The following is a 14,310-nucleotide window of genomic DNA, read 5'->3' on the forward strand; positions in this document are numbered from 1 at the left end:
GGCGAACGCCGGGGGCCGAATCGGGGACGGCGATGTCGGGGGCGTTCGCTAGCGTGGGCGGACCATGACCGAGCAGCTCTCCCCCGCGCTCGCGCGCCGCATCGCCCTGGCGGCGCAGGGGTTCGGCGTCCCCCGTCCCTCCCGGGTCGACGCGCGCCGGGTGCGCGCCGCCGTAGACCGGATCCGCCCGCTCCAGCTCGACTCGGTGAACGTCTTCGAGCGGAGCCACTACCTGCCGCTGCTCGCGCGGCTCGGCCCGTACGATCGCTCCCTCCTCGACGCAGCGGCCTTCTCCCCCGACGGCCCCTACGTCGAGTAGTGGGCCCACGAGGCCGCCCTCGTCCGCCGCGAGGACCTCCCGCTCTACCGCTGGCGGATGGAGCACTACCGCCGGGTCCGCCTGCCCGAGCACGAGGGCTGGGCCCACGAGAACCGCGCCACCCTCGACTGGCTCCGCGCCGCGCTCGCCGACGGTCCCCTCCGCGCCTCCGAGATCGAGCACGAGGCCAACGTCCGCACGGGCCCCTGGTGGGGCTGGTCCGACATCAAGCGCGGCCTCGAGGTCCTGTTCCGCTGGGGCGAGGTGGTGACGGCGGGGCGCACGCGCTTCGAGCGCTCCTACGGTCTCGCCGAGCGGCTCCTCCCGAGCGCGGTGCTCGATGCCGTCGTGCCCCTCCCCGACGCCGTCCGCGAGCTCGTGCGCCGGGCGGCCCGGGCCCATGGGATCGGCACCCTCGGCGACCTGGCCGATTACCACCGGCTGCTCCAGTCCCCCACGCGCGTCGCGATCGACGAGCTGGTCGAGGCGGGCGAGCTCGAGCGCGTCGAGGTGCGCGGCTGGGAGCGGGGCGGGCGACCCGTGCCGCTCTGGCGGCACGTCGATGCCCGACGCCCCCGCACGCTCCGGGCGGACGCGCTCCTCTCGCCGTTCGACCCCGTGGTCTGGCACCGGCCGAGAGCCGAGCTGTTCTTCGGCTTCCACTACCGGATCGAGATCTACACCCCGGCCGAGCAGCGGGTCCACGGCTACTACGTCCTCCCCGTGCTCCTCGACGACGTGATCGCTGCACGGGTCGACCTCAAGAGCGAGCGCAAGTGCCGGGTCCTCCTCGTGCAGGCCGCCTGGCTCGAGCCGGGGGCCCTGGCCGACACGCCGGAGCGGCTCGCCGCACTGCTGGTCGAGGCGGCGGCCTGGCAGGGCCTCGACGCCGTCGAGGTCGTCGGTCGCGGCGACCTCGCGGCCGCCCTCGCCGCAGCACTGAGGAGGATCGCGTGAGCGCGCCCGGCGGCGTCCTGGCGCTTGCGCTCTCGGAGCGCTGCGTCGCCCGTCTGCTCGAGCGCGGGAGCGTCGTCGGGGTCGGCACGGGCGAGCTCGCCCATGCGGCCGGCGTCTCCCTCCGGACCTTCCACCGGTACCTCGGCGGGAAGGAGGACTGCGTGCGCCCGGTGCTCGCCGCCGCGATCGCCGCGATGGGACGCGCCCTCCTCGAACGACCGGCCGCCGAGCCGCTGAACGCGGCGCTCGGTCACGCCTTCGCCGCGGCGGCCTCCGGTCCCCAGCTCGACCGCACCCTCCGGCTGATCCCCCTGCTCACCGAGACCTCGGCGATGCGCGCCGTCTGGGCGCAGTCGCTGCACGACGGCGAGGAGGCGCTGACGCCGTTCCTCGCGGAGCGGATGGGGCTCGGCCGCACGTCCCCGCACCGGGCGGCCGTCCTGGCCACCGTCGTCCTCGCCCTGGTCCGGCGGGCGCTGGTCGACGCGGCCGCGAGCGGCATCGACCCGGCGCCGGTCTTCGCCGAGTACCTGACGACCGTCGACGGCGGTCCGCTCGCGGCTCCGACCGGATGACGTCCCGTCCGGCGCGGTGACGCGTGCCCCGCTGCCCGGGGTGAGATCCGGGCGGGCGGCGATCGGCGACGGGGCGGCCGCCGGATCGGCCTGCTAGAAGCGCGAGCCCATCTCGGAGAGGCGGGCGACGCGGTCCGCGATCGGCGGGTGGGTCGCGAAGAGGCGCGCGACCACTCCCGGCTTCGACGGGTCGGCGATCCAGAGGTGCGCCATCGAACTGTTCTGCCGCTGCATCGGCCGGCCCGCGGACTCGAGCTTGAGCAGGGCGCGGGCGAGGGCGTCGGGGTGGCGGGTCGTCAGCGCGCTGGTCGCATCGGCGAGGTACTCGCGCTGACGGGAGATCGAGAGCTGCACGACCGAGGCGACGATCGGCGCGAGGACCATCGACACCAGCCCGACGATCAGGAGCGCCGGGTTGCCCCCGCCGTTGCCGTTGCCGCCCCGCCCGAAGAAGGCCAGGCGGAGGAAGGCGTCCGAGAGGAAGCCCACCGCGACGACGAGACCGAAGACGATCATCGAGACGCGGATGTCGTAGTTGCGGACGTGGCCCAGCTCGTGGGCCATCACGCCCTCCAGCTCGGCGTCGTCCATGATCGCGAGCAGGCCCGTCGTCGTAGCCACGACGGCGTGCTCGGGATCACGGCCGGTCGCGAACGCGTTCGGCGCCGGGTCGTCGATCAGGTACACCTTCGGCATCGGCGTGCCCGTCGCGATCGAGAGGTTCTCGACGATGCGGTAGAGCCTCGGCTCGTCCGCCCTCTCCACCGCCACGCCGCCGCTGAGCGCGACCGCCTGGCGAGCGGCGAAGAAGTACTGGACGAACGCGTACCCGGCGGCGATCACGAGCACCACCACGACGATCGTCGTGCTGCGGTAGACCGCTGCCGCCAGGGCGCCCAGGCCGCCGATGATCGCCAGGAACAGGACGAGGATCAGGACCGTGTTGCGCTTGTTGCGGGCGATCGCGCTGTACACGGCGGCTGCCTAGAACTGGACGCGCGGGGGCTCCGAGATCGCGGCGAGATCGCCGACCTCGAAGAACTCGCGCTCCGAGAAGCCGAGCCGGCGCGAGAAGAGCGTGTTCGGGAAGACCTTCACCTTGGTGTTCATCTCGCGCACGCCGCCGTTGTAGAAGCGCCGGGCCGACTGGATCTTGTCCTCGGTGTCGACCAGCTCGCCCTGCAGCTGGAGGAAGTTCTGGCTCGCCTGCAGCTGGGGGTACGCCTCCGCGACCGCGAAGATCGACTTCAGCGCACTCTGCATGTGGTCCTCGGCGACCGACGCCTCCGCCGGGCCCTGGGCCTGGAGCGTCTCGGCGCGAGCCTGCGTCACCGACTCGAAGACCTGGCGCTCGTGCGAGGCGTAGCCCTTCACGGAGTCGATCACGTTGGGGATCAGATCCGCACGGCGCTTCAGCTGGACGGTGATGTCGCTCCACGCCTCGTCCACGCGGACGTTGAGGGTGACCAGCGAGTTGTACGTCGCCCAGAGGTAGACCCCGAGGATGACGACGAGCGCGACGACGACGATGAGCGGGACGAGCCATTCCATGCCGTCCAGTGTAGGGACGGCGCGCTCCCCGGCACCTGTCGATGAGGCGCATTCGCAGGGGCGGGTCGGCCCTACTTGAGGGTCTTCTGCAGCAGGACGGTGCTGAGCCAGCGCTCGAACTTGAAGCCGACGCGGCCCATCCGGCCGACCTCGACGAATCCGAACTGCGCGTGCATCGCCAGCGACGCCTCCGCGCCCCTGTCAGCGATGACGGCCATGATCTGACGGATCCCCACGGCCTTCGCGCGCTCGAGGAGCTCGGCCATCAGCGCCCGGCCGAGGCCCTTGCCGGTGGAGGCCGCCCGCAGGTAGATCGAGTTCTCCACGGTGAAGCGGTACGCCCGCTTGGAGGACCACGGCGACACCATCGCGTAGCCGAGGATCTGGCCCGACGGCGAGACGGCCACGATGAAGGGCAGCCCGAGCTTCTGGTTGCGGGTGAACTTCGTCCGCCACTCCTTCAGCGTCGAGTCGTCCTCGTCGAAGGTCACCACCGTGTTGCGCACGTAGTGGTTGTAGATCTCGCGGATGTCCGGGAGGTCGGCGTCGCGGGCGTCGCGGATCTCGAACGAGAAGCCGGGCTCGGGAGGCGGTGCCTTCCGCAGGTGCGGCGGCAGGACGCGCCGGCTCTCGTACTCTTCCTCAAGCATCCGGCTCCCCTTCGGCTCCGCCCATCGATCCGGGCCAGCGTAGCCGCCCCGCGGGCGAGCGCCCGGTCACGCGAGAGCGCTCCAGTCGACCGGCTCCGCGCCGCGCTCCTCCAGAAGGGCGTTGGCGCGGCTGAACGGCCGGGAGCCGAAGAAGCCGCGCGAGGCCGACAGCGGGCTGGGGTGCGCGCTCTCGATCACTCCGGCCTCCCCCAGCATCGGGCGGAGCGACGCGGCGTCGCGGCCCCAGAGGATCGCGACGAGAGGCGCGTCCCGGGCGGCCAGCGTGCGGATCGCGTGCTCGGTGACCGCCTCCCAGCCCTTCCCGCGGTGCGAGGCGGGAGAGCCGGGGGCGACGGTGAGGACCCGGTTGAGCAGCATCACGCCGCTCGAGGTCCAGCCGCTGAGGTCGCCGTGCTCGGGCGGCTCGACGCCGAGGTCGTCCCGGAGCTCGCGGTGGATGTTCTGCAGGCTCCTCGGCAGCGGGCGCACGTGGCGCTCGACCGCGAAGGACAGCCCGATCGGGTGCCCGGGCGTCGGGTACGGGTCCTGTCCGACGATGAGGACGCGCACGTCCGCGAGCGGTGCGGCGAAGGCGCGGAGCACGTCGCGGCCCGCGGGGAGGTAGGGCCGACCGGCCGCGACCTCGCCGCGGAGGAAGTCGCCCATCGCGGCGATGTCCCCGGCGACGGGGGCGAGGGCCTCCGCCCAGCCCCTGTCGATCAGTCCCGAGGCCGCGAGCTCAGCGAGGTCCACCGGGTCAGCCCGCCGCGAGCGTCGCGACGACGACTCCGGCGTCGCTGCCGCTCACGCGCCACACCGAGCCGGCGCCGCCGACGCGGAGCGCGCCGGTGCCGACGATCAGCACGGTGGACTCGTCGAGCGCGACGCCGCCGTCGACCAGGCCCGCCTCGACGGCCGCGACCAGGCGGCCGAGGGTCCCCCATTGCGCCGCGTGCACGTCGACCGTCACATCGATGAGGCCGATGCCCTCGAGCACCGTGACCTCGTCGAGCTCCTCCGCCGCGCCCTCCGGGACGACGGCGACGCCGCCGATCCGGTGGCCGCCGACGAGGGCGCGGTCGGCCGCGACGGCGGCTCCCGCCGAGTAGCCGGCGTACGGCACTCCGGAGGAGACGAGATCGCGCAGCCGCGGGAAGCAGGCCTCGAGCGCGTCGCGGTAGGCCGGTGTCAGCCCTCCGCCGACGAAGATCCCGTCGACGTCGTCGAAGACCGCGGGATCGATCCGGCCGCCCTCCGGCTTCATCACGGCGAACGCGTCGAGCGGGCCGACCGTCGCGAGCAGTGCCGCGTAGCCGGCGTAGGCCTCCGGGCCGAGCCCGTCGTGGACGACGACGATCGCGATGCGCGGGCCCTCGATCCGGCCGGCGTCGACCGCGTGGGCGCGCGCCTCCGCGAGGAACGCCCCGTACAGCTGCTGGTCGTGCTCGACGCCGCCTCCGCCGCCGATCAGGTGGACGCTCACTCGTCGTCCTCGGCGAGGGCTCCGTCCACCGGGGGCAGAGCCGACCAGGGGAAGACGATCCAGCGCGGGGTGCGGCGCCAGAAGAAATCGGGCTCGAGCACCGTGCGCGGCTTCGTGTAGAGGGTCACGGTGCGCACCTCGGCACCCATCGCGCGGATGAGCTTCACCGAGAGGGCGAGGGTGTGGCCGGAGTCGGAGACGTCGTCGACCAGGAGGATGCGCTTGCCGCGCACGGACGCCTCGTCGAGCAGCGGCGGCAGCACCACGGGCTCCGCCAGGCGCGCCTCGACGCCGGTGTAGAACTCGACGTTCAGCGCGCCGCAGCTCTTGATGCCGAGCGCGTAGGCCACGGCGCCCGCGAGGAGCAGACCGCCGCGCGCGATGGCGACGACCAGCTCCGGCCGGTAGCCCGACGCGACCACGTCGTCGGCCAGGTGCCGAGCGGCGTCGCCGAACTCGAGCCAGCCGAGCACCTCCTTCTCCGTGGCGGCGAGGAGGGCGGCGGAGTCGTCGGCGTCGGAAACCATGAGGGACAGGCTAGGCCGTCGCGGGCCTCCGCGTCACATCGGTCAGGCGCGCGGGGCCAGGGGTCCCTTCGCGACCTTGTGCGGGGCCGCCTGCGCGACCGGCTTGATGGTCACCAGGTCGAGGTTGACGTGGGCGGGGAGCTCCACCGAGGAGACGATCGCAGCGGCGACGTCCTCCGCGACGAGCGGGTCGGGGACCTCGGCGTAGACCGCGTCGGCGCGCTCCCGGTCGCCGCCGAAGCGGACCAGCGAGAACTCGTCCGTGTGCACCATGCCCGGCGCGATCTCGATCACGCGGATCGGCTCGCCGGCCAGCTCGAGCCGCAGCACGGCGACCAGCGCGTGCGCGGCGTGCTTGGCGGCGTTGTACCCGCCTCCGCCCTCGTAGGCGACGTGGCCGGCGATCGAGGTGACCGTCACGATGTCCGCGGAGGTGCCGCTCCCCCGGATCCCGGCGCGCAGCAGCGGGAGCAGCGCGCTGGTCACGAGCTTCACCGAGAGCACGTTGATCTCGAACATGCGGCGCCAGTCCTCGGGGTCGGACTTCTCGACCGAGTCGAGTCCGAGCGCACCGCCCGCGTTGTTCACGAGCGCGTGCACGGGCCCGGAGGAGGCGAGGTGGTCGCGCAGAGCGTCGACCTGGGCGGCGTCGGTGAGGTCGGCGGCGAAGTACCCGGCGCCGGTCTCGGCGGCGAGCGCCTCCAGCCGGTCGCGCCGGCGCGCGACGGCGACGACCTCCCAGCCGTGCTCGCGGAACAGGCGGACCGTGGCCGCCCCGATCCCTGAACTCGCTCCTGTCACGACAACGCGTCGATCCACGCCCGTCCCCTTCCGTCAAGCCTCGGACACCCTCGACTCCGTCGTCGCAGCCCAACGCTAGTCTGGCCGCGTGCCGCCCGCCGACCCGGTTCCCGCGACCGCCGGGACAGCCGTCACCCCGAAGCGCCGCGTGCCCCTCTGGGACAACGCGCGCTTCGTCTGCGTGACCCTCGTCGTGATCGGGCACGGCGTCCAGAGGCTGACGGCCAACTCCGACACCTCGCTCATCGTCTACCTGACGATCTACGCCTTCCACATGCCGGCGTTCGCGATCATCTCGGGCTACTTCTCCAAGAGCGGCGCACCGAGCGGGCGCGCGATGCGGCGGGTGCTGACCGACATCCTCCTGCCCTACCTGATCATGGAGACGATCTGGACCCTGGTGCAGTTCCTGGTCGAGGGGAAGCAGGAGTTCAACCCGACGAAGCCGAGCTGGACGCTGTGGTTCCTGCTCGCGCTGGGTATCTTCCGCCTCGTCCTCCCCTACCTGGCGCTGCTGCGCTGGCCGCTGCTGATCAGCGTGGTGCTCGCGGTCGGGGTCAGCTACTACGACAACATCGACTCGACCTTCTCGCTCGCACGCGCGATCGGGATCCTGCCGTTCTTCGTGTTCGGCTGGCGCCTGCGCGGCTTCGCCCCCGGCGGCCGCTCCGCCGTCGAGCGCTGGCTCGATCAGCCGCCGTCGCGGGTCCTCCTCGCCCGGATCCTCGCCGTCGTCCTCTTCGCGGTCACGGCGGTCGTCATGACCGTCAACATCGAGGCGTTCCGAGCGGCGGACCTGCGCTACTGGTTCTTCTACGACCGCCCCTACGACGCCCTCGGCGAGACCCAGTGGTGGGCCGGGCTGGTGCGGCTGGCCCTGATGGCCGGAGCGGTCGTGCTCTCGCTCGCGCTCTTCGCGCTGGTTCCGCGCCGCCGCACCCCGCTCACCGCCTGGGGGCAGTCGACGATGTACGTCTACCTCCTCCACAGCTTCGTCCTCTATCCGCTGCGGGAGTCCGGGATCCTCTCGCGGACGGAGAGCACGCTCGCCCTCGCGCTGATGATCGTGTTCTGCATCGCGGTCTCGGTCGCGCTCTCACTGGGCTGGACCCGCACCGTCTTCCACCGGCTGGTCGAGCCCCGCGCGGCCTGGCTCTTCGCCCCGGCGGCCGACGAGAGGCCCCGGCGCCCGGACCGCGCCGACCCCACGGGCGCCAAGCGCGACCGGCAGCCCGAGCGGCGCTGACGGCCGTTACCCCGTGTGTCGGCGGTCCTGGCCGCCCGGCGGGCCCCCGCGTACGCTCGTCGCGACGGAGAACGGCCCCGTCCCCGACCCCGACGATCCGATGGGAAGCACCATGACCGACTCCGAGAAGTGGCAGTTCGAGACCAAGCAGATCCACTCGGGCGCCGCGCCGGACCCGGTGACCAAGGCCCGCGCGACGCCGATCTACCAGACCACCTCCTACGTCTTCGACAACGCGGAGCACGCCCAGAACCTGTTCGCGCTGGCCGAGTTCGGGAACATCTACACCCGCATCCAGAACCCGACCCAGGCGGTCGTGGAGGAGCGGCTCACCGCCCTCGAGGGCGGCTCCGGCGCCCTGCTGCTCGCCTCGGGCCAGGCCGCTGAGACCGCGGCCGTGCTGAACATCGCCCAGGCCGGCGACCACATCGTCTCGTCGTCCTCGATCTACGGCGGCACCTACAACCTCTTCAAGTACACCCTCGCCAAGCTCGGCATCGAGACGACCTTCGTCGAGAACCAGGACGACCGCGAGGAGTGGCGCCGCGCCGTCCGCCCGAACACGAAGCTGTTCTTCGCCGAGACCGTCGGCAACCCCAAGATCAACATCCTCGACATCCGCACCGTGGCCGATGTCGCGCACGACGCCGGCGTGCCCCTGATCGTCGACAACACCATCGCGACGCCCTACCTGATCCGCCCCTTCGAGCACGGCGCGGACATCATCGTGCACTCGGCGACGAAGTTCCTCGGCGGCCACGGCACGGTCATCGGCGGAGCGATCGTCGACGGCGGCCGCTTCTCGTGGACTGCGAACGCCGAGCGCTTCCCCGGCCTCACCACGCCGGATGAGTCCTACCACGGTGCCGTCTACACCGACGCGGTCGGCGACTCCCTCGCCTACATCATCAAGGCCCGCGTGCAGCTGCTGCGCGACCTCGGCGCCTCGATCGCCCCGGCGAGCGCCTGGCAGCTCATCCAGGGCATCGAGACCCTCTCGCTCCGGATCGAGCGCCACGTGCAGAACGCGCAGGAGATCGCGGAGTACCTCGAGAACCACTCCGACATCGCCTCGGTGAACTACTCGGGCCTGCCCACCTCGCCCTGGTACGCCGCGGCCAACCGCTACGCGCCGAAGGGCGTGGGCGCGGTGCTCTCGTTCGAGCTCAAGGGCGGAGTGGACGCCGGCCGGGCCTTCGTCGACTCGCTGGAGCTGTTCTCGCACCTGGCCAACATCGGCGACGTCCGCTCGCTCGTCATCCACCCCGCGTCGACCACGCACTCGCAGCTCTCGCCCGAGCAGCAGCTGACCGCCGGCGTCACTCCGGGCCTGGTGCGCCTGTCGGTGGGACTCGAGAACGTCGACGACCTCCGCGCCGACCTCGACCAGGCCCTCCGCGCCGCGCGCGCCGTCGTCGAGGCCTCCCGCGCGAACGCCTGAGACCCCTCGGCGCCCTGACGGGGTCCCCGTCCTCGGGGACCACGTCGGGGCGCTCCGCGCGCGGGCGGAGGAGCGGGGGAGCAGGGCGTAACAAACGGCTCCGCCCCGCGGCGCTCTGACACGATGGACAGCGCTATGGACTGGCAGCAGACACTCGAGGACACGGTCCCGTCGGCGTTCGTCACCGAGCGCCAGCTCCTCTCGGTCATCGGCAAGCCGCCCGCCACCGGAGCCTGGCGCGACGGCGACCACCCGGGCGGACGCCGCTTCGTCGACCTCGGCCCGTTCGACTTCGCGGCGGGCGGCCGCCTCCCCCACGCCCGCATCGCCTACGAGAGCTGGGGCGCTCTGAACGAGCGCCGCGACAACGCCGTCCTCGTCCTGCACGCGCTGACCGGCGACTCCCACCTGCTCGGCCGCGGCGATCCCGGCCACGCGACGGACGGCTGGTGGTCGGGACTCGTCGGCCCCGGCCTCGTGATCGACACCGACCGCTTCTTCGTGGTCGCCCCGAACATGCTCGGCGGGTGCCAGGGCTCCACCGGGCCCGCGTCCCTCGCCCCGGACGGCCACGAGTGGGGCGCACGGTTCCCGTACACGAGCATCCGCGACCAGGTGCGGGCGCAGGTGCAGTTCAGCGACCTGCTCGGCGTCGAGCGCTGGCACACCGTCATCGGCGGCTCGATGGGCGGGATGCAGGCGCTGGAGTGGGGGATCGACCACGCGGAGCGGGTCGCGCGCCTCGCGGTCCTCGCAGCTCCCCCGCGTGCCACGGCCGACCAGATCGCCCTCAACTTCGTGCAGCTCGAGGCGATCCGCAACGACGCGGCCTTCGCGGGCGGCTCCTACTACGACGCGGGCGACGGCCAGGGCCCGTACCACGGCCTCGCGCTCGCCCGCCGGATGGCACTGCTCAACTACCGCAGCCCCTCCGAGCTCAACGACCGCTTCGAGCGCAGCTGGCAGTCGGGGCTCAGCCCGCTCGGCGGCGGCGGCCGCTTCGCCGTGGAGTCGTACCTCGACTTCCACGGCAACAAGTTCACCCGCCGCTTCGACGCGAACAGCTACATCACGCTGGTCGAGGCGATGAACTCGCACGACGTCGGCCGCGGCCGGGGCGGCGAGGCGGCCGCCCTCTCCCGGATCACCAGCCCGACCCTCGTCCTCGGCATCGACAGCGACCGGCTCTTCCCGGTCGAGGGCCAGCGGATCATCGCGGCGCACGCTCCCGGCGCTCTCGACGGCGGAGAGGTCGCGGTGATCACCTCGACTTTCGGCCACGACGGGTTCCTCATCGAGGACGACGCGGTCGGCGCGCACCTTGCCCGGCTGCTGGCGCATCCCGCGACGGCCTGACCCGCCCGACTCCGGCGCGGTTCGACGCCCCCGAACCGCGCCGACCGGCCCGGCCAGTGGCTATCGTGAGACGGGGGCCAGCCCCGCGCCACGACCGGAGGGGGCCAGAGCGTGCCGATGATCCGCAGCGCCCGCGAGCGCGATCGGCTGCTGCGCCACTCCGCCTGCGGGATCGGCCTGCTCACGGAGGCGGGGGCGCTCGGCATGGCCCTCATCCCCGGGACGCTCCAGCCCGCCGCCGTGCCGTTCGCCGTCGCGCTGCTCCTGGGCATGATGGCCGCCCACGTCGAGCTCGCCCGGACGGGGCGCCGCAGCCGCGTGATCGCCGTCGCCGTCGGCGGCCTGCTGCTGGGCTGGGGCCTCGCGCTGGGGCTCGCTCCGGGCGCCGACTTCGCCGGGTTCGTCCTGGTCAACACCGCGAACGCCGTGACCGCGAGCATCGCCGTGGTCGTGACGACGTCCGCGCGCCGACTGCTCCTGCTGCTGCCAGTGGTCCTCCCGAGCCTGATCCCGTCGGTGCTCGTCTCGAGCGGCACCATGATCCCCACCGTGGTCGTCCAGAGCCTGCTGCCCTGGGGCACGCTCTGCGGATTCGCCCTCTGGATCGGCACAGCGGTCCCTCGGGTGGTGCGGCGGATCGACAGCATCGGCAACGCGCACCGTGTGGAGCGCCTCGCCAGCGAGACGGAGGCGCAGCGCCGGCAGGGTGCGCGGCTCCTGCACGACACGGTGCTGGCCACCCTCACGCTCCTCGCGCACTCGGGCCGCGGAGTGTCGGTCGACGCGCTCCGTCAGCAGGCGGCGCAGGACGCGCAGCTCCTGCGCCAGCTCCGGCTCGGCGGGACCCCCACCCCGAGCGCGTCCGGCTCCTACCAGCTGACCAGCGTCACCTCCGCCCCCGCGGCCAACACCCTCGAGACCGTCCGCAACCGCTTCGGCCGGATGGGGCTCGACGTGATCTGGCACGGCTCCGGCCAGGTGGCGCTCACCGGCGCGGCCCTCGACTCCTTCGTGCTCGCCCTGGCGGAGTGCCTCGAGAACGTGCGCCGCCACTCCGGCGTCGCCTCGGCCGACGTGACGATCACCGAGGACGAGACGACCGTCCGCGCGATGGTCACGGACGCGGGCGCGGGCTTCGACATCGCGACCGTCCCCGACACGAAGCTCGGCTTCAAGGAGTCGGTGATCGCCCGGCTCGGCGACGTCGGCGGCCGCACCCGCCTGTTCAGCGCCCCCGGATCGGGGACGACCGTGGTGCTGGAGGTCCCGAAATGAGCCCCGCACCGGAGTCTCGGGCCCCGCTGCTGGGACGCGTGCCCGCGACGCACGGCCGCTCCTCCCGGTCCGCCCGCTCGGTCCGCCGCCAGCAGGAGGGGCTCGGCACCAACTACCTCGGCAGCGGCCTCAACGGCATCGCCGCCGCGATCCTCGCCTACGAGCTGCTGATCTTCCTCTCGACCTCCGCCCGCTACAGCGACCTCGCACCCGCGGCGATCGCCTGGGTCCTCGTCGTCCTGGCCTTCGGGTCCACCGTCCTCGCGATCCACCTCGGCGGACGCCGCCTGCCGCTCCCGGTCTACCTCTGCTTCCTCGTCGCCCTCGGAGCCGCCGTCGTGCTCGACCTGGTGGCCGTGACCGACTCCGGCGCGGCCCGCACCGTCCCCACCGCCGCGGTCGCAGGCGCCGTCGCGCACGCCGCGCTGATCGTCCACCGGCGTGGGATCGAGATCCTCGCGGTGAGCGCCCTCGTCGCGATCGCCGAGGTGATCGCGTTCCTCTCGATGGAGTCGGGCGGCGCGGGCGCGCTCTCGGTGCGCATCAGCGCCCTCGTGGTGACGATCGCGCCGGCCGTCGTCGTGGTCGTGATGATGCGCGGGTTCCGCCGGATGGTCCAGCTCGAGATCGACCGCGCCCTCGTGCAGAGCACTACGCTCGGCCCGCGCTACGCGGTCGGGATGCTCGCCTCGGAGGAGCTCGCACGGCTCGACCTCGCCGCCGAGCGCCTCCTCGCCGAGGTGGGCGACGGCTCGGTCCGCCTGCCCCTCGACGCCCAGCGCGCCGCGCACGCGACCTCGCTCGCCACCCAGCTCCGCCTCCACCTCATCGAGGGGCGGCGCGAGACCTGGCTGCACCACGCCGTGCTCGAGTCCGAGCTGCTCGCGCCGCTCGTCGAGCTCGACGACCCGGACGGCACCGCCGGGCTCCTCGGACACCAGCAGCGCGACGGGCTCCTCTCGGCGATCTGGCTGATCGCCGACAGCGCGACCGGGCTCGCCGTGGTCCTCCACGTCGAGTCGGGCAGCCCCCGCGATCCCGGAGTCGGGACGGCCGCTCGAGGACTGCTCGTGCCGATCACGCTCCGCTCCTCAGGCGCGCCCTTGCGCGGCGTCGATCCTGCGACGTGGGAGGCTATCGCTCAGGTCGGCGTCTTCCGCGACACCTCGCGCGACGGGGAGCTCCGGATCGAGATCGACTGCCTGGTCGAGAATCCCGCCGACCGGTGAGCAGCCGCCGAGAGACCGCCGACCGAAGGACACCGATGACACTCACCGCTGACGCGAAGATCACTCTCGCGGTCGTGGACGACCACAAGATGCTCCTCGGAGCCCTCACGGAGTGGATCCGCGGAGCCGCCTCCGACATCCAGCTGGTGGCCGCGGTCGCCTCCTGGCCCGAGCTGCTCACGCACCCCGAGTTCCCCGTCGACGTCGTCCTCCTCGACCTCGACCTCAAGGACAACATCCCGATCTCGGTGAAGCTCTCGACCCTCAAGACCACCGGGGTGAAGACCGTGCTGATGAGCACCTACTCCGAGCCCGCCGTGGTCCGCGAGGCGCTCGCCTCAGGAGCCCTCGGCTACCTGGTGAAGACCGAGGACGCGGACATGATCGTCGAGGCGATCCGCGCGGCCAAGGACGGCCACTCCTACATCTCGCACGAGCTCGACATGGCGCTCTCCACCGGCGACTCCGACGGAGCGCCGAAGCTCAGCGCGCAGGAGCGCCGCGTGATGGCCCTCTACGGCGGCGGCGAGCCGGTGAAGTCGGTCGCGTTCGAGCTGGGCATCTCGGAGGAGACGGCGAAGTCGTACCTCAAGCGGATCCGCGAGAAGTACCGCGTCGTCGGCATCGACGTCGGCACGAAGGTGGCGCTCCGCAAGCGCGCCATCCACGACGGGATCCTCATCGAGACGGATTGAGTCCTCTTCCGTGGCGGTCCCTGCCCGCCACGGCGCGGTCGGCTTCACGACGTGGTGCGTTCCGCGGAGCGAGGTGCGTCGCCCGGCATCGATCCGCTGGCACGCGGATCGCTGTCGGCGGGCTCCACGAGGGCGCGGCGGTCCCCGCCCGCCGCGGCGCGGTCGGCTTCACGACGTGGCGCGTTCCGCAGAGCGGGGTGCGTCG

At 72.7% G+C, this 14,310-nt stretch carries 15 protein-coding genes and 1 pseudogene; 9 read left to right on the forward strand and 7 right to left on the reverse strand.

Translation table 11 applies throughout. The features are described 5' to 3' along the window. Positions 1 to 64: 64 nt before the first annotated feature. The 3 genes and pseudogenes from C5C69_RS17355 (at position 65) to C5C69_RS00445 (ending at position 1,851) form a co-directional block, all read left to right on the forward strand. The gene (locus C5C69_RS17355) at positions 65 to 319 is read left to right on the forward strand and encodes a hypothetical protein (RefSeq protein WP_308557992.1); all 255 of its coding nucleotides are present in this window, start codon (positions 65 to 67) and stop codon (positions 317 to 319) included. A gap of 12 nt (positions 320 to 331) precedes the next feature. Then, positions 332 to 1,276 (forward strand): annotated as a pseudogene (locus C5C69_RS00440) (winged helix-turn-helix domain-containing protein); the annotation flags it as partial. Continuing rightward, on the forward strand, positions 1,273 to 1,851 hold the full coding sequence (locus tag C5C69_RS00445) for a TetR/AcrR family transcriptional regulator (RefSeq protein ID WP_104224435.1): 579 nt from the start codon (positions 1,273 to 1,275) through the stop codon (positions 1,849 to 1,851). The pseudogene C5C69_RS00440 and the gene C5C69_RS00445, both read left to right, overlap by 4 nt. Before the next feature lie 93 nt (positions 1,852 to 1,944). Here the strand turns inward: C5C69_RS00445 and C5C69_RS00450 are convergent, their stop codons facing one another. The 7 genes from C5C69_RS00450 to C5C69_RS00480 all read right to left on the reverse strand — a co-directional run bounded on the left by C5C69_RS00450 (position 1,945) and on the right by C5C69_RS00480 (position 6,881). After that, positions 1,945 to 2,826 carry a M48 family metalloprotease gene (locus C5C69_RS00450; protein WP_104232772.1) on the reverse strand — a complete coding sequence of 294 codons (882 nt, stop codon included), beginning with the start codon at positions 2,824 to 2,826 and terminating at the stop codon, positions 1,945 to 1,947. A gap of 9 nt (positions 2,827 to 2,835) precedes the next feature. Then, entirely contained in the window at positions 2,836 to 3,402 is a 567-nt protein-coding gene (locus tag C5C69_RS00455) for a LemA family protein (RefSeq protein WP_104225511.1), read from the reverse strand. A 71-nt stretch (positions 3,403 to 3,473) separates the two neighbouring features. After that, positions 3,474 to 4,052 (reverse strand): GNAT family N-acetyltransferase, encoded by a 579-nt coding sequence (locus C5C69_RS00460; protein ID WP_104232773.1) that lies wholly within the window; start codon positions 4,050 to 4,052, stop codon positions 3,474 to 3,476. Between the two features lie 66 nt (positions 4,053 to 4,118). Continuing rightward, positions 4,119 to 4,805 (reverse strand): uracil-DNA glycosylase, encoded by a 687-nt coding sequence (locus tag C5C69_RS00465; RefSeq protein ID WP_104232774.1) that lies wholly within the window; start codon positions 4,803 to 4,805, stop codon positions 4,119 to 4,121. Positions 4,806 to 4,809: 4 nt separating this feature from the next. Next, positions 4,810 to 5,535 (reverse strand): peptidase S51, encoded by a 726-nt coding sequence (locus tag C5C69_RS00470; RefSeq protein ID WP_104224440.1) that lies wholly within the window; start codon positions 5,533 to 5,535, stop codon positions 4,810 to 4,812. Beyond that, positions 5,532 to 6,062 (reverse strand): phosphoribosyltransferase, encoded by a 531-nt coding sequence (locus C5C69_RS00475; RefSeq protein WP_104224441.1) that lies wholly within the window; start codon positions 6,060 to 6,062, stop codon positions 5,532 to 5,534. Before C5C69_RS00475 ends, C5C69_RS00470 begins: the two co-directional genes overlap by 4 nt. A 42-nt stretch (positions 6,063 to 6,104) precedes the next feature. Beyond that, the gene (locus tag C5C69_RS00480) at positions 6,105 to 6,881 is read right to left on the reverse strand and encodes an SDR family NAD(P)-dependent oxidoreductase (protein WP_258061205.1); all 777 of its coding nucleotides are present in this window, start codon (positions 6,879 to 6,881) and stop codon (positions 6,105 to 6,107) included. Between the two features lie 70 nt (positions 6,882 to 6,951). Here C5C69_RS00480 and C5C69_RS00485 point away from each other — a divergent pair, with 70 nt between their 5' ends. The 6 genes from C5C69_RS00485 (at position 6,952) to C5C69_RS00510 (ending at position 14,105) form a co-directional block, all read left to right on the forward strand. After that, positions 6,952 to 8,109: an acyltransferase family protein gene (locus C5C69_RS00485; RefSeq protein ID WP_104325355.1), complete on the forward strand. Its 1,158-nt coding sequence runs from the start codon at positions 6,952 to 6,954 to the stop codon at positions 8,107 to 8,109. A 112-nt stretch (positions 8,110 to 8,221) separates the two neighbouring features. Next, positions 8,222 to 9,550, forward strand: coding sequence for a bifunctional o-acetylhomoserine/o-acetylserine sulfhydrylase (locus C5C69_RS00490; protein WP_104237865.1), 1,329 nt, complete (start codon positions 8,222 to 8,224; stop codon positions 9,548 to 9,550). 135 nt (positions 9,551 to 9,685) lie between these two features. After that, a complete protein-coding gene (locus tag C5C69_RS00495; RefSeq protein ID WP_104257081.1) occupies positions 9,686 to 10,906 on the forward strand; it encodes a homoserine O-acetyltransferase in 1,221 nt (406 codons plus the stop codon). Positions 10,907 to 11,023: 117 nt separating this feature from the next. Further along, on the forward strand, positions 11,024 to 12,181 hold the full coding sequence (locus C5C69_RS00500; protein ID WP_104257082.1) for a sensor histidine kinase: 1,158 nt from the start codon (positions 11,024 to 11,026) through the stop codon (positions 12,179 to 12,181). A gap of 38 nt (positions 12,182 to 12,219) precedes the next feature. Continuing rightward, the gene (locus tag C5C69_RS00505) at positions 12,220 to 13,410 is read left to right on the forward strand and encodes a hypothetical protein (protein WP_104325356.1); all 1,191 of its coding nucleotides are present in this window, start codon (positions 12,220 to 12,222) and stop codon (positions 13,408 to 13,410) included. 35 nt (positions 13,411 to 13,445) lie between these two features. Beyond that, positions 13,446 to 14,105, forward strand: coding sequence for a response regulator (locus tag C5C69_RS00510; protein ID WP_104232779.1), 660 nt, complete (start codon positions 13,446 to 13,448; stop codon positions 14,103 to 14,105). Positions 14,106 to 14,310: the final 205 nt, after the last annotated feature.

It is taken from the genome of Rathayibacter sp. AY1C7 (assembly GCF_002931865.1).
Lineage (GTDB): Bacteria > Actinomycetota > Actinomycetes > Actinomycetales > Microbacteriaceae > Rathayibacter.